Source organism: Pseudosporangium ferrugineum (assembly GCF_003002065.1).
GTDB classification, from domain to species: Bacteria; Actinomycetota; Actinomycetes; order Mycobacteriales; family Micromonosporaceae; genus Actinoplanes; species Actinoplanes ferrugineus_A.
In genome coordinates, this window is the sequence record NZ_PVZG01000038.1 from 1 (window position 1) to 22,068 (window position 22,068).

Genomic DNA, 22,068 nt, shown 5'->3' on the forward strand with positions numbered 1-22,068 from the left:
CTGTGGACATGGCTTCGACACCCACATCCTTGCAGGTCAGGTGCACCTTTCTTTCACTGACCTCGATCAGTCATATCCCCTCTGAATAGGGGAGGCTAGCCCGCCAGCCGGAGAGGCGTGGCCTTCGCGAGGTGGCCGCACAGCGTTGAGCGCCGCTGTGCTCACATTCTGGCTGCTCAGCGGGCCCTACTGGGCAGCCGAACTGTGGGCGGCATTTGGGCAGCGCTGCCAACCCGAGCGAGATCAAATGAGACCGAGTGAGATCGACGTCGGAAGCGCAAGAGACCCCTCAGGTCAGCGTTCGCGCTGGTCAGAGGGGTCTTTCGCGTGCTTAGGGCGGAGGGCGTGGGATTCGAACCCACGGAGACGCGGAACGCCTCACCGGTTTTCAAGACCGGCTGCTACAACCGCACTGAGCAGGGAAAACGCCATTGACGGTCGGTACGTTGCCGGGCCCGTGCCGTCACCGCAGCCAACCAGCACATCACCGACGACGAGGTGGGGAGTCTGGTGGCCCGCAGAGCGTCCGATCAACCCCTCACTTGTAAGTACTGGGCAGTCGTCCGCGCCCCCAGACCTGTCACCTCGGACATGTCTCGCGCGGGGCGCGGGAGTCCACCTGTTGCCTCGGCTCCGGTCGCCCGTTGCGGGGGCTGCTGCTGTCGCGGGTGCTGTCAGAGCGGCCTCGCTGACTCCCACCCTGCCAGGACGGTATTGCAAGGCCCGATCCTCAGCGAGGTAATCGCCTTGGTCTGTGCAGGTATCGTTTGGCCTGTGGGTAGTCGCTTAGATGCGGGACGCAGACGTCGAGCGGCTCGAAAGTTCACGCAGCGCTTCGTTACAGGCTCGCGTCCTAACCCAGCCGAGGTGCAACCCGCCAGAAGACCAGAGCAGGTGCCGCTTTCCGACTTGATCGCTAAGTCGGGTGTCGGGTTGAGTGCCGGCGCCCTGGCTGGTGGTCTGGGTTCCCTTAACGAGGCGATCGCTAAGTCGGGTGTCGGGTTGAGTGCCGGCGCCCTGGCTGGTGGTCTGGGTTCCCTTAACGAGGCGATCGCTAAGTCGGGTGTCGGGTTGAGTGCCGGCGCCCTGGCTGGTGGTCTGGGTTCCCTTAACGAGGCGATCGCTAAGTCGGGTGTCGGGTTGAGTGCCGGCGCCCTGGCTGGTGGTCTGGGTTCCCTTAACGAGGCGATCGCTAAGTCGGGTGTCGGGTTGAGTGCCGGCGCCCTGGCTGGTGGTCTGGGTTCCCTTAACGAGGCGATCGCTAAGTCGGGTGTCGGGTTGAGTGCCAGCATCCTGATAGATCAGATCTCGACGGCACTCGACGGGATCTCGGAGAGCTTGCTTACGCCTCCGTCGCAAGTTGTGACTCCGCCTCGGCTATGGACTCCACGTCGTAGATCGAAAGACGTGACGTTCACTGAGTCACAAAAAACGTGGTTGTCCGTCGTTGCCTTCTATATTCTGGTCGCTCTTATTCAGCACCTTGCAAGCCTGGCCGCAGCGGAGCACCCAGTTTTCGATATAGAGAAATTCGTTAACCATCATGTACAAGCATTGAGTATTGCGATGGGCTTCTATGCCATCAAAACGGCGACGCGGGGTGAGGGCGGAGACTGACTCCGCTCTGCCGCAAGCTGCGCCAACAAGCCACTAGCACTCGCTGCCGTTAGACAATGAGGCACCTTGCCTAACGACATGCCACGTCGTGCTCAGCCACCGGCTGCTAACTCGTAGATCGCTCGCCTTCCTCCAGTAGGAGAGCGGCTGCGGCGAGCGCTACGTGCATGAGAGGCCACTCCACACCACCTTGGATCTTGGATTTCCGCTCCTCAAGAAGAGCGGCGGCCGCTCTAAGCTTCCTGACGTTGTCGTCCGCTGCGAGGGCGGCGCGCAGTTCACTAGCTAGTTCGGCATCTCTCTCAGTAGGCATGATGCCCACTTTATGGCTCCTAGGTTCTGTTCACTGCCGTTTCGGCGAAGGAGGCCTTCGCTGTGCAGCACCGGAACAGTTCACTGAAGTCCGCAATCGTCCGCTAGCGCAGCCTCGTGTTGCCAACAACTTAGTCACCTGACATGGGAGATGGCGAATCTTCGTCGACTACTTCGTCCCGGGCGCGATTGCGCACATAATCGCGTATCGCTCGATCCTGCTCCTTCTTTATCATGAACCATGCCACATCTTCTTGATCGCCTTTGAGTCGTAACAGGATCTCTTGCGTCGAGTCGGGATACTTCCGGATGTGGGTGATATTCAAATCGAAGTAGCTCCCTGGCTTAAAGATGGCATACACCTCGTCCGAGGAGTGACGTTCCAGCGGAAGTCCAGATGTCACGAGCTTTACGCCGCATTCAGGTTCCTCCGAGTCCGCGGGATAGAACCAGAGGTAGGCTTCGCATACTTCTTGCTCCTTCTCTCCCGATTTTAGGACGTTCACCCAGTCGTCGACCTGCTTACTGGCAACTACCTGGAAAAGGGTGGTTTGCCCAGGGTGGAGAATCCGTACTCCGTGGTGGTCGGTCATCGGCTCCCGCAGCTCTTCCCCAGTGGCAGGATGTACTCCCGCATAGAATTGCACCCCATTCCGCACGACGCGAACGGGCTCGTTGCCATAGTTGTGCAGAAGTCCATGGGAGACGAAATACGCATCCCATGCCCAGTGCGGCGTGTCATTCACAGATCCGTCTGTCGACCAGTGGTCGAGACGTACCCGCTTGCCCTGCGTAGGAGCAGGCAACGGGATCGGTAGATCACCAAGGTTTTCCGATAGGCCGGCGAGATCCTCTTTCTTGAATATGACCGTCATTACGCGTGGCATTCTCGCATCAATGCGTTGCCGCGCGGCCTCGAGTGCAGATATTTCTGTCTGGTGATGAGCCGTTCCCGCCTCCGAGCTGGCGGAGTTGGCCTGGTCCATGGCGGCGCGCGCCTGGATTTCCGCTGCCTCTGCTTGACTGGCCGCATGACCGGCTTGAATCTCAGCTGCCGCCGCGCTTCGCTCACTGGCCTTCATGCTCTTGCGTGAAATGAAAGCAGCCCAAACGGAAACGACTACGGCAATAGCGGCTAGGGTGGTGGGAACGGTTTCCTTGCTGAAAAGGCTTTTAGCAAGCCGGGCGATGTTCGCAACTTCGTCTGGTAAGGCAATAGCTTGCGCGACCTCTAACGGCATCACACCAACGTAGCGGAGGTCTCACAACACGTGACGTCTTGACATGGAGGGATGGCTTATGCACCACCCTGTCGCCGTCAGTCTGCCCACGTGAGAGCAGGGCCCCGCCAGCGCCCGCCGCCTCAAGATGTCCTTGACCCTATCGGGCCGCCTGAAGACGTGCGGAACGCCTGAAGAAGATCCCGGCGAACGACCGATACAAGAACCGGTCGGAGGCGATGTCGGATTTTGGTTCAGGTGGGCTCGCGCCAGCCCGCCTCCAGCGCGATGCGGCGTACGGCCTCCTCTTTGGTGAAGCGGCCGATGGGCCGGCCCGGATCGTCGGCTCTCGGGCCGCACACGTAGGCATTCCATCTATCGCCGATGCTGGCGTGGAGCCAACCGATGAGGTTGTCGCTCCAGAGAACTGCCATCCCGCCCGAAGCGGTGCGGGTTAGCTTGACGCCGAAGAGGAAAGGGCTGCGTTCGGACCCCATGAGGGATCACCGGACCCAGCCGAGAAAACGCTCGTGCAGGTCGGCAGGTATCGCGCCGGATGCGGTGTAGTCGTCGAACGCCTCCCAGTGCTGTATGCCGAGGTACAGGAGAAGAGCCGATCGGCCGCCGAGGTATTCGATGGAGAGGTTGACCTTTGCGATGGCGCAGGGCCACGCCTCACCGCACTTGCCGCAATCCCAGGAAGGTCGCTCGGGGAGGTGTTCTTCCATGACTTGCCCCTCAGGCTTGGAACCATGCTTGTACAAGCTTGTTCTTGGACGTACAAGAATGTGGTTAGGAGTATTCAGTCGATGACAGTCGTTTAGCTTGGGGAGGTGATCGAACCGGATGGGCCGGTGCCGCCCTATCTGCAGCTCGCCGAGATTCTCGCCGGGCGGATCGAGCGCGGGGACTGGCAGCCGAACCGACCGATCCCCTCGGAACTTCAGTTAGTGCAGGAGTTCGGTATCGCGCGGGGAACGGTCCGCCGTGCGGTCGCTGTTCTCCGGGAGCGCGGCTTGGTCTTCACCGTTCCGCAGCGGGGCACCTACGTCTCCCCGCCGGCCGAGACCGTAGCCGAGTGATTCCGGCGCCCGCGCTCGTATCGTGCGACGAGCGCTTCGGCGATTGGTCCCATGCTGGTGATCACGACATCCGCCTTAGCGGCGCGGAAGATTTCAAGCTTGGCTGGGCGGTTGGCGTACGCGATCACGCGTACACCGGCCCTCTTGGCGCCCTCGATGTCTGACAGCGAGTCGCCGACGAGAACGCTTCGGGCTGGCGGCACCTCGAGCGTCCGCGCAGCGCGGGAGATCGGCTCAGGGTTGGGCTTCATCCGTTCCGGTTCGGCGTACGCACGGCCGATAACGGGCGACACGTGCCCAGCCAAGCGGTGCGCGGCGAGGTAGGCACTCACAGCGCCGGCGGAGTTGTTGCTCACCACGGCGACGGGCAGTCCTGCTTGTCGTGCCGCGACGATCACCTCCCGCCCGTACGGCGCGGGTGCAGCAGTCTCGACGGCGCGTCGCTCTGCCTCGCACAAGGCATCCTCGACCAGGCGCGTGATGCGCTGGTCCGTGGCAGTTCCGGTCCACCGCAGGACTTGGAGCGGGTCGCGCTCGCCGGAAAGGTGGGACGGCACGTCGACCCCGCTGCGGTGCAGCAGCTCTACCAGCTCGGCCGCGACGTCGCGGGCGGAGTAGCCGGCGAAGATGCTGCACACCGGGCCGTCGAAGTCGAGTAGGACAGCGTCGACGCTGTCCAGCAGGCCGGCTACGTCGGTGCTCATGCGCCGTACCGGTAGGCGATCGTCGACCACACCGAGTCGAACCACTGGCGTGACGCCTCCACGAACTGGGTGCCGTGGGAGCCCTCTTCGTCGGTGACGGCGTAGTGGAACAGCGGGACGTCCTTGCCCATCAGGTCGTAGATCGCCATGGGTTCGCCCTTGACCGAAACAGTGCGTTCGACGACGGGGTAGAAGCCGTAGAAGACCTCTTCGCCGTTGAGGATGTAGAGCTTGAACAGCGGCGATGCCCGGTGCAAGCGGACCTCCACGGTAGTGGAGCGGATGAGTCCGAGGTCGCCCAGCTCGGCGACCTGGTCGATGATGCCGTCCGCCGCCCGGCGGGTGATCCGTTCGGCGCGTTCCCGGACAGCCGGATCGTCGGACTGGGTCTCGGCGCGTGCCGGTAGGGCCATGGGGACGGTCATGTCCGACAGCAAAACCCGTACGGCGATCGTCTCCGGGGCGAGGCGGCCCACCCGGACCTTGTCCAAGGCTTCGGCGAGTGCATCTCGCAGCGTCTCGCCGGAGAAGCCGGCGAAGTCGATGGTGACGTGCGGACGCTCGAACGATGCTTCGATGTGCGGGCGCAACTCGACCGCGCGCTGTGTCTGAGCGCGGACGAACGCGCCGCTTCCCTGGCGGGTGACAATCAACCGCTCGGTCCGCAGGATCTCCAGCGCACGCTTCACCGTCTCCCGCGCGACGCCATAGCGGTTCGCGAGGTCTGGTTGAGAGGGCAGCTTGTCGCCGGGCTGAAGGCGACGGGTCAGGATCGCTGCGCGCAGCTTGTTGGCGATCTGCTGCGACGCCTGTTTTGGGTCGTCGGGATCGAGCTTGCCCAGGTAGTCAAGGTCTTCGGCCACGCTGACAGCCTACCTCTGACTAGCCAAGTTAGGGAAGTTCCGGCTTTGGGGGTTGACCTGACTAGCCATGCACGCCTACGTTGATCTCACGGCACCTGGCTAGCCAGGAAAGCCAAGAGGTCAGTAGGACGGGTACGGCGGCACGAGTTGCCGCGCGCCATGACACCGCTGAGCCGCACGTTCTCTGACACCTGCATACGTGATCTTTCGGAGTTGCCTCGAGTGTTCGGCCGTTGACATGTCCGGCCGACCAGACCTGTCCGCTCGATGGCTCAACGTGGCGCGCTGGGCAAGCGCATCACGCCGTACCTCGGGAGACCACGGGGCCGCGTGTCACAACGCGGTCCGCTCTGCCCTCCGCACCCGTCCCTCGCTGGTCGGCGTGGCTTCGGTCTCGCCGCCCACTGTCCTCGGAGGACTACCCGTGAGCAAGGTTCACCGCATTGACGAGCCGTCGCCGGCCGAGCTGGACGCGATCGAGGTGGAATGGCCGCTGATCGCCGCCGAGCTGGACGTGTTGGACGCCGAGATTGCCATCATCAACGCCGCCGATCACGGCGGCCCGGCGCCGCTGGACTGGCGCCGTCTGCGCCGGGCCGAGGCCCGAGTGACCCGGATCGCCAAGCAGCTTGCCGCGCGTCCGGCCGTCCGGAAGGCGGCCGCATGATGACCACCGACCTTCACCGACTTAAGCGGCTCGGTTGGGCCGTCCGGGCCGTGTTCACCCTCGGTATCGCCGCGTCGCTGGCCGGCAACGTGCTTCACGCCGAGAACAACGCGATCAGTCAAGCCATCGCCGCGTGGTCGCCGTTGGCGCTGCTGCTCGCTGTGGAGCTGATCAGCCGCGTTCCGCTGCGCCGAGGTGCCCACGCGGTCGCTCGGCTCGCCGCCACGGCCGTCATCGCCGGCATCGCCGCGTGGGTGTCGTACTGGCACTTGGTCGGCGTGGCGGTGCGCTACGGCGAGTCCGGTGCGTCGCCGTACCTGATCCCGTTCAGCGTTGACGGCCTGATTGTGATCGCCTCGGTTTCCCTGGTGGAGATCGGCGGCCGGATCCGCCGCATTCAGGCGCCGGCGGACCCGGCCACGCCCGTCGCCGTGCCAAACGCGGCCCCTGCCGTCAAGCCGCTGCCCGCACCGCAACCGGCCGCCGAGCCTGCTCCGGTTCCGCCGGGCAAGAAGGCGCCCGTCAAGCGGGTCAAGCCGCGCCCCGCGTCGGCGGACAAGGTCGCCAAGGTGGCCGCCAAGATGCCCGGCGCCCCGGTCGCCGCAATCGCAGAAAAGGCCGGTGTCTCCCCATCGACCGCGCGGCGTCACCTCGCCGCCCTGGCCGCCACCGACGCGTCACCATCCGCCCCGGCACCTGCCGAAACACCCGCTCTCGCCGCCGCATGAGCACACGAACGGAGCGACCGATCATGAACGACCAGCCTGCCTACCCGTTGCCTTGTCCCGAGGCTGACAGCCGGTTCACCTACGGCTTGCTGATCGACATCGCGGATCAGCTTCAGGAACACGGTTACCCCCGCCCAATCGCGGCTCGTGACCTGGTCGCGTTGCAGCAGGCGCTGTTCGGCTTCCTCTACGCGACCGAGCACAACGCGCCCCGATGACTCCGCCCGGCGGCACGGCCCCAGCCGTCCAAAGCAGCGCCGTGCCGCCGGTCCCTCCGCAAGCCCTCACGACCCACAGGAGAGACCCTGATGGTCCCGCAAAACCCCACCCCAGACGACAACTTCGACTGGACCGCCGCCGAGGCCGACGTCAAGAACGTCGTTGACCTGGACGCGGTCCGCACCCGCCGCGACAGCGAGCCGGGAGAAACCCACTTCGAGGTGACCCTCGACGAGTCGCCCACCCCCGGCGGCATGCCCGTCGACCCGCCCCCGCCGTCCGGCCCGGCCGGGCGGGTGCCGATCGTGCCGGTCGGCTGGTCGACCTGGCCGAACATCAAGCACAGCATCCGGCAAACCGCAGCGGTGACCGCGTACCGGTGCGGCTTCCACGCGCTGCGCTCACCGAAGTACGCCATCGTCGCCGCGTTCTGGGCCGTCGTCGGCCTGTTCCGCCTCACCGGTCGCCAGATCCGCTGGTGGTGGGTCACCGAGCAGTACTCACTACGGCAGGCCACCGCTGACGCCAACGACCCGGCAATGTGGCTCAAGCTGCACCGCGAGGTCAAGGCCACCCGCACATGGCGGTTCATCGTGCTGAGCGCCGAAGCGATGACCGTGGTGATCGGCGGGCCGATCCTGTGGGCGACCGCCCCGTGGTGGGCACTCGCCCTGACCATCACCGCAGTGGTGGCGTTCCTGGCCCACCTCGGCCGCCCCGACGACCGGCCGATCATCACCCCGGCCACCGTCTCCGGACGGTTCCGCCGAGTGAACCCGGACATCATCCTGCGCGCCTACTACGCCGCCGGGCTCGGCCACCCGGACAAGCCGCACCAGCAAATCTCGTTCGGCTCCACGATGGCCCGCGACACGTCCGGCACCGGCTCGCAAGTGTCGATCGACCTGCCGTACGGCAAGACCTTCGACGACGCCGTCAAGGCACGCGGCGCGATCGCCTCCGGCCTGGACGTCGCGGTCTCACAGGTGTTCATCACCCGCGACCCCAGCTCGCACCGCCGCCACACGCTGTGGGTCGCCGACCGTGACCCCCTCGCCCAGGGCGCCGGCCGAACCCCGCTGCTGCGCTGCAAGCCCACCGACATCTGGCAGCCCGCCCCGTTCGGACTGGACGAACGCGGCAACAAGGTGTGCGTCGACATGATGTGGAACTCGATCCTCATCGGCGCTCAGCCTCGGCAGGGCAAGACGTTCGCCGCCCGCTCTCTGGCCCTGCACTGCGCGCTGGATCCCTACGTGAAGCTGACCGTCCTGGACGGTGGCGGCAAGCCGGACTGGCGCAAGTTCGCGCTGGTCGCCGACCGGTACGCGTTCGGGCTCGCGATGACCCGCGACGGCGACCCCGCCGAGATCGTGCTCGAGGCCCTGCGCGAGATCAAGGCTGACGTGCAGGACCGGTACGAGCGGCTGTCGAAGCTGCCGGTTGACGTGTGCCCCGAGGGCAAGCTGACCCGCGAGATCGCCCGGGACCCGAAGTACAAGATGCCGGTGCGGGCGGTGTTCCTGGACGAGTTCCAGGAGTACTTCGACCTCGGCGACATCAGCAAGGAGATCGCCGCGCTGCTGGTCTACCTGGTCAAGGTTGCCCCGGCCGCCGGGGTGTTCTTCGTCGACGCCACCCAGCGACCCTCGGGCGTCGGCGGCGGGCAGATCGCGCAGCAGTTCATCAGCTTCCGCGACAACCACCAGATCCGCTTCTCCCTGCGCACCGGATCGTGGCAGGTCTCCGACCTCGTCCTTGGCTCCGGCGCCTACAGCGAGGGACACGACTCCTCGACGCTGCTGCCGTCCTACAAGGGCGTCGGGATCCTGCGCGGCGCCTCGGACGCCACCCCGACCGTACGGACCTATCTGGCCGACGCCGACGACGCGGAGAAGATCCTCATCGCCGCCCGCAAGCTGCGTGAGGCCGCCGGAACCCTGAGCGGCATGGCTGCCGGGGAGGACATCACCCGCGAGGTTCGCGACGTGCTGGCCGACGTCCGGTCGGTGATCGAGCGCAACGAGACCGGCGCGCAGTGGGAAGAGATCGCCGTCCGCCTCGCCGACCGGCTGCCCGAGGCCTACGCCGACACCACGGCCGAGTCGATCTCGGCTCAGGTCCGCTCGTTCGGTGTACGCAGCGTAGACGTCAAGCGCAACGGCAAGGCCCTCAAGGGCGCCAAGACCGACGACATCGACGCCGCCATCGGCCGACGCAAGGCCGCCTGAAGGTCGCGGCACTGCCGCGACCGGTCGCGGCAACGCGACTCGACCCGCGACCGGCCTGGTCAGGCCATACACCGACCGGTCGCGGGTCGCCCCCACCCCAGCTCAAACCCTGAAACGTGCCCGTGGAGGCCCACTGTGCCCACCCTCGCCGCGACCGCGACCCCCGAAACCACCCTGACCGGCCTACTCTGCCTCGCCACCGTGATCGCCACGCTGTGTTACGGCATCGGCTGCTGGATCTGGCCGTTCGGCAACTGTCGCAAGTGCAAGGGCAGCGGCAAACGCCGCTCCCCGTTCGGCCGGGCGTTCGGCCTATGCCGCCGCTGCCACGGCGACGGGCGGCGGCTGCGCATCGGCCGCCGCATCATCAACAGCCTGCGCGAGCTGCACGACAAGGGCACCCGCTGATGGCCCGCACGATGGCCCGACTCACCCGCCGGCAGACCGACCACACCCCGTGGTGCGCCCGGGACCACCGCTGCGGCATGGCAGAGCACCGATCGGCGGACATCACCGCCGACGACATCGGTGGTCGCGCATGGCTCACCCGCGTACGGGCCGGGGATGTCGAGTACATCGAGATCCGCGCCCGCATTCCGTTGCACAGCAACGAACATGTGGCCCGCACGCAGCTCGCGACCGCGCTCAACCTCATGCGTGACTTCCTGGCCCACCTCGCGCCCCGGCTCGGCCGGCGCACCGGCCGGACCCACCCGACGATCGGACGCCGCACCACCTGACCTCACCCACCTACCGATGGAAGGGAGCCGCGATCGTGACTTCCGCCGGGTACGACCTGGCCGCCGAGCAAGCCGTTATCGGTGCCGCGTTACTCGCCCCCGCTGTGATGGCCGAACTGGCCGCCACCCTCACCCCGGACGACTTCGGGCGTCCGGCGCACCGCGTGCTGTGGGAGGTCATGTGCGGCATGCACGCGACCGGCACTCCCACTGACCCGATCACCGTCACCGCTCATCTTGCCGAGGCCGGCGACCTCGGCAAGATGGGCGGGGCGCCCTACCTGCACACCTTGACCGCCGACGTGCCCACAGCGGCGAACGCGGCACACTACGCGGGCATCGTCGCCGACCTGGCGAAGCGACGGAAGGTCGCCGACCTCGGCGCTCAGCTCACCCACCTCGCCACCTCGGGCGCCGACCCGGCCGAGGTAGTGGCCGCTGGCCGCGCGATGCTCGACGGCGCGGCCGTCCCGGGTGGTTGGTCGCCGCCGATCCCTCTCGGCCGGGGTCGGCACCTACCCCCGTTCCCCGCCGAGCTGCTGCCCGGCTGGCTGGCCGACCACGTGGCAGCGGTCGCGGAGTTCACCCAGACCCCTATCGATCTCGCCGGAAGCCTCGCGCTTGCGTGCCTGTCGACGGCAGCTGGCGGCCGCGCCGAGGTGGAGGTACGCGGCTCCTGGCGGGAACCGACGAACCTTTACACGGTCGTCGTGCTGCCGCCTGGTTCTCGCAAGAGCGCTGTGTTCGCCGCGATGGTCGCCCCGATCCTCGCGGCGGAGAAGGCCCTGATCGAGCGGACCGCACCCGCGATCATCGAAGCGGAACTGTCAGCCAAAGTCGCCGGGAAGGCGGCAGAGAAGGCTGCTCTCGCCGCAGCTAACGCCGACGCGCCCGGCCGAGACACCCTGATCGCCGAGGCAACGGCAGCGGCAATGAACGTCGACGCGATCACCGTTCCTGTGAAACCTCAACTGGTCGCCGACGACGTCACGAGCGAAACCGCCGCATCGCTACTCGCCCAACAAGGCGGCCGGCTCGCCGTGCTCTCTCCCGAAGGCGGCATCTTTGCCACCATCGCCGGCCGCTACTCCGGAACTCCCAACTTGGAGGTATTCCTCAAAGGTCACGCCGGGGACATGATGCGCGTTGGCCGGCTGTCCCGCGACGCCGAACACGTCGACAAACCCGCCCTCACCATGGGACTTGCGGTGCAGCCGGAAATCTTGCGTGACATTGCCGGCATGCCCGGCTTCCGAGGACTCGGCTTGCTCGCCCGCATCCTATTCGCCGTTCCGGAGAACACCGTCGGATTCCGCAAGGTCGGCGCCGACCCCATCCCCACCGAGGTCGCCGCGACCTTTCACGGCAACCTCCACGCCCTGGTCCTCACCCTCGCCGAATGGACCGACCCGGCCGTTCTCGTCCTCACCCCCGAGGCGAACGATCTCGTCCTGGACATCGAACGGCGGGTAGAACCCCGGTTAGCGCCGGGCGGGGCATGGGCTCACATCGTGGATTGGGGATCGAAGTACACCGGCGCTGTTGTCCGCATCGCCGGCCTGCTCCACCTCGCCGAACACCTCCATGACGGATGGGGAAAGCCAGTCGACGCGGACACCCTCAGCCGGGCCGCACAGATCGGGGAGTACTACGCGGCTCACGCCCTGGGCGCCTTCGATGACATGGGCGCCGACCAGGCCACCCGCAACGCCCGAACAATCCTCGCCTGGATCGAACGCACCACCACCAACGCCTTCACGAAGCGGGAAGTGTTCCGGGCGCTCAAGTCGTCGCAGATCCCCACGGCGGCCGACTTCGATCCGCCGCTGGCCGTGCTCGAAGCACACGGCTATCTCCGCCAACTCGACCCGCCCGCACCGAAACGCGCCGGCGGCCGGCCGCCGTCGCCGAGTTTCCTAGTCCATCCCGACGTTCACCAACCGGCCGCGACCGTCCACCCGCTCGCCGCGCGCCAAGCCGCATAAGCCGTCTGCCAGAACCGCCACAACCGCCACAACCCCGCTCCCGCCGAGGTTTCGGCAGTTGTGGCAGTTCTGGCAGACGCACGCCGATCGCTGCGACTCCGCCAGATCACCACCCTCGCCAGGAGGCCGGTAACCGTGCCCAGCGACTTCCTCACCCTCGATGAATTCCTTGCTCAGATGGGCGTGCCTAGGTCGACGTTCTTCCGCTGGAAGGCCATCGGCTTGGCTCCACGCCACTACAAGATGCCGAACCGATCGATCCGTATCCGCCGTGCCGACTTCGAGTCCTGGCTGTCCTCCTGTGAGGAGTCGCAAGCAGCATGAACACCACATACGACGTGCGACTCTGGGCCATCCGTGAGCACACCGGCAAGGATCGCAAGACCGGCAAGCCGCGCAGCACATACCGAGTGCGCTGGATGGTCGCGGGGAACGAGTTCGGCGAGACGTTCAAAACGCGGGCACTCGCAGAGAGCTTCCGATCGAAGCTCATGACGGCTCAGCGTGAAGGGCTCGCGTTCGACACCGCGAGCGGTCTGCCGGAACCGATGGCGCGAGAACTCAACACCCGATCCTGGTACGAGCACGCGGTTGCGTTCGTCGACATGAAGTGGCCGCGAGCCGCTGCTAAGCATCGCAAGAGCATCGCTGAGGCGCTTGCCAACGTAACCCCGGTTTTGCTTTCAACTGCGCGGGGAGCCCCGTCCGACGACGAGATCCGGCGGGCGTTGTACGCCTGGTCGTTCAACAAGGCGCGTCGCGATGCCGGCACGCCACCGGAGGACATCGCGCCGACGATTCGGTGGCTCGCTTCGAACACAGTCAATCTGAATGCGTTGCAGGATGCCGCTCTGGTTCGCAAGGTCCTCGACGCTCTCTCGCTTCGCCTGGACGGGAAGCCGGCCGCCGCGACGACCGTCGCTCGCAAACGGGCCGTCGTCTACGGAGCCCTGCGCTACGCGGTCGAGTTGAAGCTACTGCCGGCTCATCCCATGGAACATGTCCAGTGGATCGCGCCCAAGTCGGATGACGAAGTGGATCGGCGATCCGTCGTGAATCCCGCTCAGGCAATCACCCTGCTCGCCGCCGTCGGTGAGCGGCACCCTCGCCTGGTTGCTTTCTTCGCGTGCCTCTACTTCGCTGCACTCCGGCCGGCAGAAGCGTTGCACCTTCGAGTGGAGGACTGCGAGCTTCCTGAAGAGGGCTGGGGCATGCTGCGCCTGTCCGGCTCGACGCAGCATGTCGGGCAGGGCTGGGGGGACGACAGCAACGCGATCCGGGAGGACCGGGAGCTGAAGCATCGTGCCAAGACGGCGGTGCGGCCGGTGCCGGCTCCTCCGCCACTCGTCCGGGCGCTCCGCTGGCACATCGCTGCCCACGGACACGCTCCGGATGGCCGGCTGTTCGTCACTCAGGGGTATGGGAACGGGCCGGTGTCGAAGGAGACCTACTCGCGAGTCTGGCGTGCGGCTCGGCGGGATGCTCTGTCCGAGGCCCAGCAGCGTTCGCCGCTCGCCCGGCGACCGTACGACCTGCGGCACGCGGCCGTGTCGCTCTGGCTCAACGAGGGCGTTCCTGCCACCCAGGTAGCCGAGTGGGCCGGGCATAGCGTTCACGTCCTGCTCAAGGTCTACGCGAAGTGCATCGACGGTCAGGACGAGGCAGCTCGCCGGCGGATCTCGCGCGCGCTCGACCTGGCCGTCGAGCCAGCGTAGGCGGTCGAAACTTTGCCGCACATTTGCCGTGACGAGTCATCGCGAGCGAGATCATCCGAGACTCAGTGAGACTGTCGATCAATCGATTGAAACCCCCGTTGGGCTGCGTTCGCGCAGCTCACCGGGGGTTTCTGCTGTTCCTGAGGCGGAGGGCGTGGGATTCGAACCCACGGAGACGCGGAACGCCTCACCGGTTTTCAAGACCGGCGCCATCGGCCACTAGGCGAGCCCTCCCGACAACGGCACTCAGTCTGCCAGATTGCCGCACGTGCGGCGGATCGGACACCGGGTCGGGTGGTCCGGGTGGCGGCTGCCTGGGGTTACGTCGGGAGGCGAGGGGCCAGGGCGGGCGGCATGGCAGCAGCAGCGGCTTCGGGGCCGGCTCGCCGGCGGTCGATGAAGCCGCAGTAGCGTCGCTGCGATGGCGGTCGGCTCGGGGCTGGGGTTGCGGCGGGATGGGGTGATTGGACGCGGGGCCTGGCGGCGCGCCCCCGCGCCGGCCAGGCCCCTGTCCCTAGGGACCTGTGCAGTGTCGATGATCGTGGATGCGTGCTCAATGGCATCAAGGAAGACCTAAGGAAGATCGACCGGTGTGGTTGGATCGGGGCGCCGAACGGTCGGAGTCCTGGAAGTTTTCGTTATCCGGCGGCGGGACTTATTTCACGGGTTCAAGCGGGCCTGAACTGGGGAATCGGGCGCCCGCCGACCTTTGCGGGGACAGGGTATCGACTGCGGGCTTGATTGTTCGCTAACTTTCCTATCATGGCCAGGGCGTGAGGCGGCCAGGACGTGAGGCGGCCGGGGTAGCGGGTCAGGGCGCTGCCCTCTCGGACGAGGGGCTCGCGGGTGGCGGTGGGTGCCACCCGGGGGCCCCTCCCGGTTTTCTGTCGTACCCCTCGGGCAAGCTTCGGTCATGCACGCGATCGTGGTCGAGAAGCCGGGTGGGCCCGAGGCGCTGGTCTGGGCCGAGGTGCCCGATCCGGAGCCGGGGGCCGGGGAGGTCGTCGTCGAGATCACCGCCGCGGCGGTCAATCGGGCCGATGTCATGCAGCGGCAGGGGTTCTATCCTCCGCCGGCCGGTGCGCCGCCCTATATCGGGCTTGAGTGTGCCGGGGTGATCGCCGCGGTCGGGGCCGACGTGGCCGGGCATCATGTCGGGGAGCGGGTCTGCGCGCTCCTCGCCGGTGGGGGTTATGCCGAGCGGGTCGTGTTGCCGGCCGGTCAGTTGCTGCCTGTGCCGCGGGGAATGTCCCTTCAGGAGGCTGCCTCGTTGCCGGAGGTGGCGTGCACGGTCTGGTCGAATGTGGTGGACATCGCACGCCTGCGGCAGGGGCGGACCTTGCTGGTCCACGGTGGAGGCGGCGGGATCGGGACGTTCGCGATCCAGCTCGGGAAGGCGCTCGGGGCGACGGTGATCGTGACCGCCCGCGAGCGCAAGCATGAGCAGTTGCTGGCGCTCGGCGCCGACCTCGCCATCGACTACACGTCGGCCGATTTCGTCGAGGCGACGCGGGACTTCACCGAGGGGCACGGCGCGGACGTGATCCTCGACATCATCGGCGCGAAGTATCTGGCGCGGAACATCGCGGCGCTCGCCATGGATGGTCACATCGTCACCATCGGGATGCAGGGCGGACGCACCGGCGAGCTCGATTTCGGTGCCCTCATGGCCAAGCGCGGCTCGATCTCGGCGACGACGCTGCGGGCCCGCCCGGCCAAGGACAAGGCCCGGATCGTACGCGGCGTCCGCGATCAGGTCTGGCCGCTGATCGACGCGGGCGCCATCCGTCCGATCATCGACCGCACGATCCCGATGGCGCAGGCGGCGGAGGCCCATCGCCTGATGGAGTCCAGCGACCACCTGGGCAAGATCGTCCTGCTTCCCTGACCGCGACTTCGCCGGGTCCGGGCCGACGACGGGACGGTCGGGGGCGCGGCCGGGCGGCGGGTGTGCGGGGGTGCTGAATGCGTCGCCGGCGGGGGTGCTGACCGCGTTGCCGGCGGGGTTGGCCTGCCCCGAGGAAAGCGGGGTGGCTGGGCGGCTCGGGGGCCGCCCAGCCGGTGTTGCGGTCAGACCTGGACGGTGGTGATGCCGGAGAAGACGCGGAGCTTCCAGGTGCAGTTCGAGGCCGTGCTGATGTTGAAGAAGCCGAAGCGGGCGCCCTCGTGGCCGTTCAGGGTCAGCGTGCCCGACTGCTTCTCGGCGCCGACGTACTCGTAGCCGTTGGTCTTGCCTTCCCAGGTCAGGTAGAGGGAAGCGGACTCCGGGTCGGCGCAGTCCCAGGTCACGATCGCCTTGAAGTCCTCGGTCGGGACCTTGACGGTCGGGCTCACCCAGCTGACCGAATCCCCCGACCAGGTGGCGATCTCCTTGGAGCGGCGCTGGACGACCTGGACGGCGTCGAGGCGGGCCGCGTTCTTGCGGGCCGCGGTGCCGGCGAAGACCGCCTTCCACGTGCCGGTGGTGTCGGCGACGTAGCGGCGGGTGAAGTTGCCCGCGTTGGTGGCGGTCGTGAAGCCCTTGTACGTGAAGGCCGCCGTACCCGACTTGCGGAAGTAGAAGCTGACCTTGGCGCGGTTCCCGGTGGCGCCGACCCACACCCGGCCGCTCAGGGTGACGGTGGCGCCCTTGACGACGGGTTCCGGGGCGGCGTTGAAGGTCATTTTGACCGTTGCCTGGGCCGCGTGCGCGACCGTTCCGGAGCCGGCGACGAGCGCGACGGTCGCGGTGAGGAAGGCGAGAAGCAGGGACGAGGTGCGACGCATGAGAAGGGGGCCTTTCGGGTTTTTCGGACCTAGCGCCCTAAATACTCGCACTTTCGTTCCGAGCCGCCGACAATGCGGTGGAAAGTCCACTAAGTCCGGTTCGTCCGAACGGTGTCAGTCGCCGATCAAGCGGCGGGGGCCGGCGCCGGTTCGGCCCAGTGCGTCGTCCGGATTGATCAGCGGGCAGCGGTCGATGGACATGCAGCCGCAGCCGACGCAGCCGGTGAAGTCGTGGCGCAGTTGCTCGAGGTGGCGCATCCGGCGGTCGAGCTCCTCCTGCCAGCACTGCGAGACCCGGGCCCAGTCCTCGCGGGTCGGGGTGCGGTTCTCCGGCAGCAGGGCCAGGACCGCGGCGACCTCCTTGAGCGGGATGCCGACCCGCTGGGCGATCCGGATGAACGCGACCCGGCGCAGCGCGTCCCGGCGGTAGCGGCGCTGGTTGCCGGCGGTGCGCGTACTGGTGATCAGGCCCTGGCGCTCGAAGAAGTGCAGCGCCGATACCGTCACGCCGCCGCGCGCGGCCAGCTGCCCCACAGTGAGGTCCATCGCGTCACCTCTCGTCGCCTTGACCTCAACATTAGTTGGGGTTCTAGCGTCGCCGGCATGGATGTCACTCCGCTTCGTACCGCTGTCATCGTCGGAAGCACGCGGGAGGGCCGGTTCGGGCCCACCGTCGCCGCGTGGACGGCCGCCGAGATCGCCCGCCGCGCCGACCTGACCGCCGAGATCGTCGACCTCACCGACAGCTCCGGGACCGTGACGAAGCAGCTCGGTGCGGCCGACGCCTTCGTGGTCGTCACCCCCGAGTACAACCACAGCTATCCCGCGCCGCTCAAGTCCACGATCGACGATCACTACACCGAATGGCAGGCCAAACCCATTGCCTTCGTCGCGTACGGCGGACTCTCGGGCGGTCTCCGCGCCGTGGAGCACCTGCGTACCGTCTTCGCGGAACTCCATGCAGTCACCGTGCGTGACACGGTGAGCTTCCACGGCGGCCGGCAGTGCTTCGGCGCGGACGGCCGGCCCGTCGATCCCGGCAGCGGCGTCGCGGCGCAACAGATGCTCGGCCGGCTGGCGTGGTGGGGCCACACGCTGAGGGACGCCCGCGAAATCCGGCCCTACCCGGGTCAATGAGCCGATAGCCGGTAACCGGTCGGCGCGGTGGGGTCGAGCGCCGGGCGAGTAGGCCTGGAGCCGCGGGCCTGGAGCCGCGGGCTCGAGCCGCGGGGCCCGAGCCGCAGGCCCGGGTCGGTGGCCGTGGGCCGGTGGCCGTGGGCCGGTGGTCGCGGGATGCGGGTCGTGGGATGCGGGCCGTGGGATGTGGGCCGGTGACCGTTGGCCGGAGCCGGCCGGCCGGGCCGCGGGGGTCCAGGCGGACCGTGCCGGGCCCGTGCCGGGCCCGTGTCGGACTTGCCGCGGGCCGATGACCACGCCCGAGAAGGCCGTGATCAGAGGCGGGCGGTCGGCACGGTGGTGTCGCCGAGGAGGACCGCGCCGGCCGTCTCGGTGACGTCGCTCGAGACCATGGCGTGCTGGGTGGCCACGTGGACGTCGCGGAAGTGGCGTTGCAGGGGGCTGGCGTCGTAGACCGCGGAGCCGCCGGCCGCGTGGTAGACGAGGTCGACCGCCCGGGCCGCGTTGCGGGTGGCGGTGGAGATGGCGAGGCGCAGGGCGGCCCGGCGGCGTGCGTCCGAGCCGGTGGCGCGTACCGAGGCGAGCAGGTAGGCGAGGCCCGAGCCGTGCAGGGCGGTGGCTTCCGCGACGGCCGCGCGTACGGCGGGCCTGGTCGAGATCGTCTCCCCGGTCACCGGATTGCGCTTGGTGCGGGCGAGCGCCCCGAAGTCCCCGATGGCCGCCCGCGCGATGCCCAGGGCCACCGCGCCGATCCCGAGCGCGAGGAGCGACAGGGCCGGGAACGCGTACAGGGGCCCGTCGTGGTGGGGCGGTTCGGCCAGGGAAAAGGTGCGGCCGGCGGGGACGAGCACGTCGTCGGCGGTGAAGTCGTGACTTCCGGTGCCGCGCAGCCCGGCGACCTCCCACGTGTCGAGGATGGCGACGTCGGCCGGATCCAGCACCGCGAGGCGTACGCCCGCGGGCGTGACCACGCCCCCGACCAGTGCCGTCGCGTGGTGGCAGGCGCTCGCGAAGGACCACCGCCCGCTCACCCGGTAGCCGCCGTCCGCCGGGGTCGCCCGGCCCATCGGTGCGGCCACGCCGGCGATCAGGAACCGGGGGTCGCGCAGTAGGTCCGCCGCGGTGGCCGGGTCCAGATAGGCCAGCGCCATCGACGTCGCGCCGGCGATCATCGCGCACCAGCCGGTGGAGCCGTCCGCATGGCCCAGTTCCTCGAAGATCTCCACCAGGGACGCCGGATCCGCCTCCAGGCCGCCGAGTTCCTTCGGCGCCGCGAGCCGGAAGATCCCGAGCTCGGCGAGCTGTTCGATGAGCGCCGGCGGTACGCCCCGGTCCTGCTCGATCAGGGGCGCCAGCTCCCGGATCGCGGGGGACAGGGCACGGACGTCATCGAGCAGGGGGAGACTCATGCCGCCGAGTATCGCGGACGCGCCGCAGGCAGGCGCGCTCCGACCCGGTGCCGGCGACCTCCGCAGCCCGCCGTCCACAGTGGTCCGGGCCGGGCGGCAGGCGCGATCAGCAGCTCGAGGGCGACCTCCGGCTCGTCCGGCGTCAGCCCGGCGAGCACGCGGATCAGCCGGCGGGGGTGCTGCCGCAGGCGGCGTGGAAGCTGGAAGGCCGCCTCGGCGCACAGGCCGGCGCGGACGAGGGTGGAGCGGTGCCGTGAAGACGAAGACTCCGGCGTCGTGCAGCGTGGCGGGACCCCGCCTGATCGGTGCTGAGGAACTGGCGAGAGGGCGTCTCCTCTCGACGTCGCTGGTCACGCGGCCGGGATTAATTTTCCCGGTTCTGCCGAACAGGGTCGCGAATGTGTGTTGGCATGGTCGGCGGAATTGCTAAATATGCCCGGGTTCCCATTGTCGCCGCTCGACGGATGACAGCCGGTGCGGCGGCAGTCGCGCCGTGCCCGAATGGGATTCGCGTGAGTGCCCCGGGCCGAGTTCGGAGGCTCTGCTGTCCCGACCGTCCACCGGCCGCGTGCTGGCCGCCGGCGCTCTCGCGCTGGCCGTGAGCGCACCGGTCCTCGAACCTGTGTCCCCCGCCGAAGCCTCGACCTCCCCGGTGATCGCAGCCGCCGAGGCGGCCGCGCCGATCCTCGAGGCACGCACCGCTGACCGGGTCGCGTCCCGGGCCGCGGTCCGGCGCTCACCCACCCGGGTCGCCACGGCGGCGTCGCTGGCCGTACGGCGGGCCGAGGAGTCCCGCCACGACGAGGAGGCCCGGATCATCGCCGAGCGCATGGCCGCGGCGGAGCGGAGCCTCGCCGCCGAGCGCGCCGCCGCCGCCCAGCGCCGGGCCGCCACCGTACGGGCCGCGCAGGTCCGTGCGCGTCAGGTCCGTGCGCGCCAGGCCCGCGTCCGCGAGGCCCGCGCCCGTCAGGTGGCTCCGAGAATCGTCCGCCGGGTGCCCGCCCGCATGGAGTCGGTCCTGGCGTTCGCCCGGTCGCAGGTCGGCAAGCGCTACGCCCGCGGCGGCGAGGGCCCGTCCTCGTTCGACTGCTCCGGCTTCACCAAGCGCGCATACGCCCTCATCGGCCTCCGCCTCCCGCACTCGTCGGGTGGGCAGGCGGCCCGGGCCCGCGTCGTGTCCCGCGCCGCGGCGCGCCCCGGTGACCTGGTCGTCGGGTCCGGCCACGTGGGCATCTACATGGGCGGGGGCATGATGATCGACGCCGGCAACCCGCGTACCGGGGTGGTGTACCGCAGGATGTACGCCGGCCTGCACATCGAGCGGTTCTGAATTCGGTCGCGATCGGGCGGCGCGCGGGCCAGACTGCCGGGCATGATCGCCGACCACTGGCCCCTGTTCGGGCTGCGGCTGCGCACGCCGCGGCTCGAACTGCGCCTGCCCGACCTCGACGACCTGGCCCGCCTCGGTGACGTGGCGGCGGCCGGGGTGCACGACCCCGCGGTGATGCCGTTCGTGGTGACGTGGACCGACACCACGCCCGAGGAGCGGGCGCGCAACACGATCCAGTGGCAGTGGACGCAGTGGGGCCGGTGGTCGCCCCAGGACTGGACGTTGCAGCTGGTGGTGGTGGCCGACGGGCAGGTCATCGGTACGCAGGAGGTCGGCGCCCGGAACTTCGCCACGTCGCGGGTGGTCGGCACCGGTTCCTGGCTGGGGTTGCCCCACCAGGGCCGGGGCTACGGCACGGAGATGCGCGCGGCGGTGCTGCACCTCGCCTTCGCCGGCCTCGGCGCGGAGTACGCCACCACGGAGGCGTTCGAGGACAACGCCGCCTCGTACGCCGTCTCGCGCAAGCTGGGCTACACCGACAACGGGGTGGAGTGGCACACCGTACGCGGCAAGCGGGTCACCGGCCGTCGCCTCGTGCTGGACCGGGCGGCCTGGGCCGCGGCGCGCACCACCGAGGTGGAGATCACCGGTCTGGAGCCGTGCCTGCCGCTCTTCGGCGGGTAGTTCCCTCGGATCCCGCACCCGGCCGCCGATCAGGGTGACATGGAGGACGATGCGGGCTTCACCCTCGTCGACCTGATCTTCTCGATGACCGTCATGATGATCGTGACCGCCGTCTGCACGTCCAGCCTGCTGTCCATGTACCGCACCGCGGAGGACGTCGACTCGCAGTCGGCCGCGCAGGCCCAGGCCGGGCTCGTGTTCCAGCGCCTCGACCGCGAGGTCCGGTACGCCCGCGGCATCGCCGACACCACCGCGGCCGGCGCCGCCACCGTCGACTTCCTGGCCGTGCAGGGCACCAGCGAGCAGTGCCTCCAGCTGCGGGTCACCGGCGGCGTGCTCTCCCAGCGGACCTGGGCGTACGGCGAGAGCCCGATCAACCCTTCGCCGTGGCGCCCGCTCGCGTACGGGATCACCACCGAGCTGCCGTTCACCTACCTGCCGCCGGACGACGTGTTCGGGCATCAGCGGCTGCGGATCACCCTGAGCCAGGGTGCGTCGGCCAACGAGGCCACGTTCACCGCACTGAACACCGATCGCACCAGCGGTAACGACTACTGCGCGGCCGGCCGTACGCCGTAGCAGTCGGCACCTGTCCGCGGGGACAGGTGCCGACTCGCTGGCCGCGGCTGCGCTGAGCGACCGATCACCACCGGGCGCGG

24 protein-coding genes and 2 tRNA genes are annotated in these 22,068 nt (G+C 68.4%); 16 read left to right on the forward strand and 10 right to left on the reverse strand.

Translation table 11 applies throughout. The annotated features are described in order from the left end of the window. Positions 1-340 precede the first annotated feature (340 nt). Positions 341-419 (reverse strand) — tRNA-Ser (locus CLV70_RS40010). A gap of 475 nt (positions 420-894) precedes the next feature. Between CLV70_RS40010 and CLV70_RS39415 the strand changes: the two genes are divergently transcribed. Beyond that, complete coding sequence (locus CLV70_RS39415) at positions 895-1,617, forward strand: hypothetical protein (RefSeq protein ID WP_146164308.1); 723 nt, start codon at positions 895-897, stop codon at positions 1,615-1,617. 443 nt (positions 1,618-2,060) lie between these two features. Here CLV70_RS39415 and CLV70_RS39420 read toward each other — a convergent pair whose 3' ends face one another. The 3 genes from CLV70_RS39420 to CLV70_RS36815 form a co-directional block, all read right to left on the reverse strand. Beyond that, positions 2,061-3,170: a hypothetical protein gene (locus CLV70_RS39420; protein ID WP_146164309.1), complete on the reverse strand. Its 1,110-nt coding sequence runs from the start codon at positions 3,168-3,170 to the stop codon at positions 2,061-2,063. 233 nt (positions 3,171-3,403) lie between these two features. After that, entirely contained in the window at positions 3,404-3,646 is a 243-nt protein-coding gene (locus CLV70_RS36810; protein ID WP_106131253.1) for a hypothetical protein, read from the reverse strand. Positions 3,647-3,652: 6 nt separating this feature from the next. Next, positions 3,653-3,877, reverse strand: a complete 225-nt coding sequence (locus CLV70_RS36815) for a hypothetical protein (protein WP_106131254.1) — start codon at positions 3,875-3,877, stop codon at positions 3,653-3,655. A gap of 105 nt (positions 3,878-3,982) precedes the next feature. On the opposite strand from CLV70_RS36815, the gene CLV70_RS36820 reads away from it, so the two are divergent. Further along, positions 3,983-4,231, forward strand: coding sequence for a GntR family transcriptional regulator (locus CLV70_RS36820; protein WP_106131255.1), 249 nt, complete (start codon positions 3,983-3,985; stop codon positions 4,229-4,231). Here CLV70_RS36820 and CLV70_RS36825 read toward each other — a convergent pair. Further along, positions 4,195-4,935: an HAD family hydrolase gene (locus tag CLV70_RS36825; RefSeq protein WP_106131256.1), complete on the reverse strand. Its 741-nt coding sequence runs from the start codon at positions 4,933-4,935 to the stop codon at positions 4,195-4,197. The genes CLV70_RS36820 and CLV70_RS36825 overlap by 37 nt on opposite strands. Next, positions 4,932-5,798: a GntR family transcriptional regulator gene (locus CLV70_RS36830; protein WP_106131257.1), complete on the reverse strand. Its 867-nt coding sequence runs from the start codon at positions 5,796-5,798 to the stop codon at positions 4,932-4,934. Before CLV70_RS36830 ends, CLV70_RS36825 begins: the two co-directional genes overlap by 4 nt. A 424-nt stretch (positions 5,799-6,222) precedes the next feature. Between CLV70_RS36830 and CLV70_RS36835 the strand changes: the two genes are divergently transcribed. From CLV70_RS36835 to CLV70_RS36875, 9 genes are all read left to right on the forward strand, one after another. Continuing rightward, complete coding sequence (locus tag CLV70_RS36835) at positions 6,223-6,465, forward strand: DUF6284 family protein (protein ID WP_245908748.1); 243 nt, start codon at positions 6,223-6,225, stop codon at positions 6,463-6,465. Beyond that, complete coding sequence (locus tag CLV70_RS36840; RefSeq protein ID WP_245908749.1) at positions 6,462-7,193, forward strand: DUF2637 domain-containing protein; 732 nt, start codon at positions 6,462-6,464, stop codon at positions 7,191-7,193. Before CLV70_RS36835 ends, CLV70_RS36840 begins: the two co-directional genes overlap by 4 nt. 23 nt (positions 7,194-7,216) lie before the next feature. After that, positions 7,217-7,411 carry a hypothetical protein gene (locus CLV70_RS36845; protein ID WP_106131259.1) on the forward strand — a complete coding sequence of 65 codons (195 nt, stop codon included), beginning with the start codon at positions 7,217-7,219 and terminating at the stop codon, positions 7,409-7,411. Between the two features lie 90 nt (positions 7,412-7,501). Next, positions 7,502-9,643 (forward strand): cell division protein FtsK, encoded by a 2,142-nt coding sequence (locus CLV70_RS36850; protein WP_106131260.1) that lies wholly within the window; start codon positions 7,502-7,504, stop codon positions 9,641-9,643. Positions 9,644-9,778: 135 nt separating this feature from the next. Beyond that, positions 9,779-10,051 carry a hypothetical protein gene (locus CLV70_RS36855; RefSeq protein WP_106131261.1) on the forward strand — a complete coding sequence of 91 codons (273 nt, stop codon included), beginning with the start codon at positions 9,779-9,781 and terminating at the stop codon, positions 10,049-10,051. Positions 10,052-10,128: 77 nt separating this feature from the next. Continuing rightward, positions 10,129-10,383, forward strand: a complete 255-nt coding sequence (locus CLV70_RS36860; RefSeq protein ID WP_342750448.1) for a hypothetical protein — start codon at positions 10,129-10,131, stop codon at positions 10,381-10,383. A gap of 32 nt (positions 10,384-10,415) precedes the next feature. After that, complete coding sequence (locus CLV70_RS36865) at positions 10,416-12,368, forward strand: DUF3987 domain-containing protein (protein WP_106131262.1); 1,953 nt, start codon at positions 10,416-10,418, stop codon at positions 12,366-12,368. Positions 12,369-12,503: 135 nt separating this feature from the next. Continuing rightward, positions 12,504-12,692 (forward strand): helix-turn-helix transcriptional regulator, encoded by a 189-nt coding sequence (locus CLV70_RS36870; RefSeq protein WP_106131263.1) that lies wholly within the window; start codon positions 12,504-12,506, stop codon positions 12,690-12,692. Beyond that, positions 12,689-14,083: a tyrosine-type recombinase/integrase gene (locus tag CLV70_RS36875; protein ID WP_106131264.1), complete on the forward strand. Its 1,395-nt coding sequence runs from the start codon at positions 12,689-12,691 to the stop codon at positions 14,081-14,083. The genes CLV70_RS36870 and CLV70_RS36875 overlap by 4 nt, the downstream gene beginning before the upstream one ends. Before the next feature lie 146 nt (positions 14,084-14,229). Here the strand turns inward: CLV70_RS36875 and CLV70_RS36880 are convergent. Beyond that, a tRNA-Ser gene (locus tag CLV70_RS36880) sits at positions 14,230-14,317 on the reverse strand. A 679-nt stretch (positions 14,318-14,996) separates the two neighbouring features. Here CLV70_RS36880 and CLV70_RS36885 point away from each other — a divergent pair. Further along, positions 14,997-15,971: an NAD(P)H-quinone oxidoreductase gene (locus tag CLV70_RS36885; RefSeq protein WP_106131265.1), complete on the forward strand. Its 975-nt coding sequence runs from the start codon at positions 14,997-14,999 to the stop codon at positions 15,969-15,971. Positions 15,972-16,153: 182 nt separating this feature from the next. Here CLV70_RS36885 and CLV70_RS36890 read toward each other — a convergent pair whose 3' ends face one another. Next, positions 16,154-16,849, reverse strand: a complete 696-nt coding sequence (locus CLV70_RS36890) for a hypothetical protein (RefSeq protein ID WP_106131266.1) — start codon at positions 16,847-16,849, stop codon at positions 16,154-16,156. A 114-nt stretch (positions 16,850-16,963) separates the two neighbouring features. Then, a complete protein-coding gene (gene soxR, locus CLV70_RS36895; protein ID WP_106131267.1) occupies positions 16,964-17,395 on the reverse strand; it encodes a redox-sensitive transcriptional activator SoxR in 432 nt (143 codons plus the stop codon). Positions 17,396-17,452: 57 nt separating this feature from the next. On the opposite strand from soxR, the gene CLV70_RS36900 reads away from it, so the two are divergent. Next, positions 17,453-17,986, forward strand: a complete 534-nt coding sequence (locus CLV70_RS36900) for an NADPH-dependent FMN reductase (RefSeq protein ID WP_106131268.1) — start codon at positions 17,453-17,455, stop codon at positions 17,984-17,986. Positions 17,987-18,300: 314 nt separating this feature from the next. Here the strand turns inward: CLV70_RS36900 and CLV70_RS36905 are convergent, their stop codons facing one another. Then, positions 18,301-19,395 (reverse strand): acyl-CoA dehydrogenase family protein, encoded by a 1,095-nt coding sequence (locus tag CLV70_RS36905; protein WP_106131269.1) that lies wholly within the window; start codon positions 19,393-19,395, stop codon positions 18,301-18,303. Positions 19,396-20,017: 622 nt separating this feature from the next. Between CLV70_RS36905 and CLV70_RS41565 the strand changes: the two genes are divergently transcribed. From CLV70_RS41565 to CLV70_RS36925, 3 genes are read left to right on the forward strand one after another with little or no spacing between them, the layout of a single operon-like run. Beyond that, complete coding sequence (locus CLV70_RS41565; protein ID WP_245908750.1) at positions 20,018-20,725, forward strand: C40 family peptidase; 708 nt, start codon at positions 20,018-20,020, stop codon at positions 20,723-20,725. A 42-nt stretch (positions 20,726-20,767) separates the two neighbouring features. Further along, positions 20,768-21,409, forward strand: coding sequence for a GNAT family N-acetyltransferase (locus CLV70_RS36920; RefSeq protein ID WP_106131271.1), 642 nt, complete (start codon positions 20,768-20,770; stop codon positions 21,407-21,409). Positions 21,410-21,448: 39 nt separating this feature from the next. Next, positions 21,449-21,988 (forward strand): PilW family protein, encoded by a 540-nt coding sequence (locus CLV70_RS36925; protein ID WP_106131272.1) that lies wholly within the window; start codon positions 21,449-21,451, stop codon positions 21,986-21,988. The last annotated feature ends 80 nt before the right edge of the window (positions 21,989-22,068 follow it).

Coding starts and splice junctions, on each gene's coding strand:
- CLV70_RS39420 (WP_146164309.1), bottom strand. CDS start 3,170: ATGCCGTTAGAGGTCGCGCAAGCTATTGCCTTACCAGACGAAGTTGCG.
- CLV70_RS36810 (WP_106131253.1), bottom strand. CDS start 3,646: ATGGGGTCCGAACGCAGCCCTTTCCTCTTCGGCGTCAAGCTAACCCGC.
- CLV70_RS36815 (WP_106131254.1), bottom strand. CDS start 3,877: ATGGAAGAACACCTCCCCGAGCGACCTTCCTGGGATTGCGGCAAGTGC.
- CLV70_RS36825 (WP_106131256.1), bottom strand. CDS start 4,935: ATGAGCACCGACGTAGCCGGCCTGCTGGACAGCGTCGACGCTGTCCTA.
- CLV70_RS36840 (WP_245908749.1), top strand. CDS start 6,462: ATGATGACCACCGACCTTCACCGACTTAAGCGGCTCGGTTGGGCCGTC.
- CLV70_RS36845 (WP_106131259.1), top strand. CDS start 7,217: ATGAACGACCAGCCTGCCTACCCGTTGCCTTGTCCCGAGGCTGACAGC.
- CLV70_RS36850 (WP_106131260.1), top strand. CDS start 7,502: ATGGTCCCGCAAAACCCCACCCCAGACGACAACTTCGACTGGACCGCC.
- CLV70_RS36860 (WP_342750448.1), top strand. CDS start 10,129: ATGGCAGAGCACCGATCGGCGGACATCACCGCCGACGACATCGGTGGT.
- CLV70_RS36875 (WP_106131264.1), top strand. CDS start 12,689: ATGAACACCACATACGACGTGCGACTCTGGGCCATCCGTGAGCACACC.
- CLV70_RS36885 (WP_106131265.1), top strand. CDS start 14,997: ATGCACGCGATCGTGGTCGAGAAGCCGGGTGGGCCCGAGGCGCTGGTC.
- CLV70_RS36890 (WP_106131266.1), bottom strand. CDS start 16,849: ATGCGTCGCACCTCGTCCCTGCTTCTCGCCTTCCTCACCGCGACCGTC.
- soxR (WP_106131267.1), bottom strand. CDS start 17,395: ATGGACCTCACTGTGGGGCAGCTGGCCGCGCGCGGCGGCGTGACGGTA.
- CLV70_RS36900 (WP_106131268.1), top strand. CDS start 17,453: ATGGATGTCACTCCGCTTCGTACCGCTGTCATCGTCGGAAGCACGCGG.
- CLV70_RS36905 (WP_106131269.1), bottom strand. CDS start 19,395: ATGAGTCTCCCCCTGCTCGATGACGTCCGTGCCCTGTCCCCCGCGATC.
- CLV70_RS36920 (WP_106131271.1), top strand. CDS start 20,768: ATGATCGCCGACCACTGGCCCCTGTTCGGGCTGCGGCTGCGCACGCCG.
- CLV70_RS36925 (WP_106131272.1), top strand. CDS start 21,449: ATGGAGGACGATGCGGGCTTCACCCTCGTCGACCTGATCTTCTCGATG.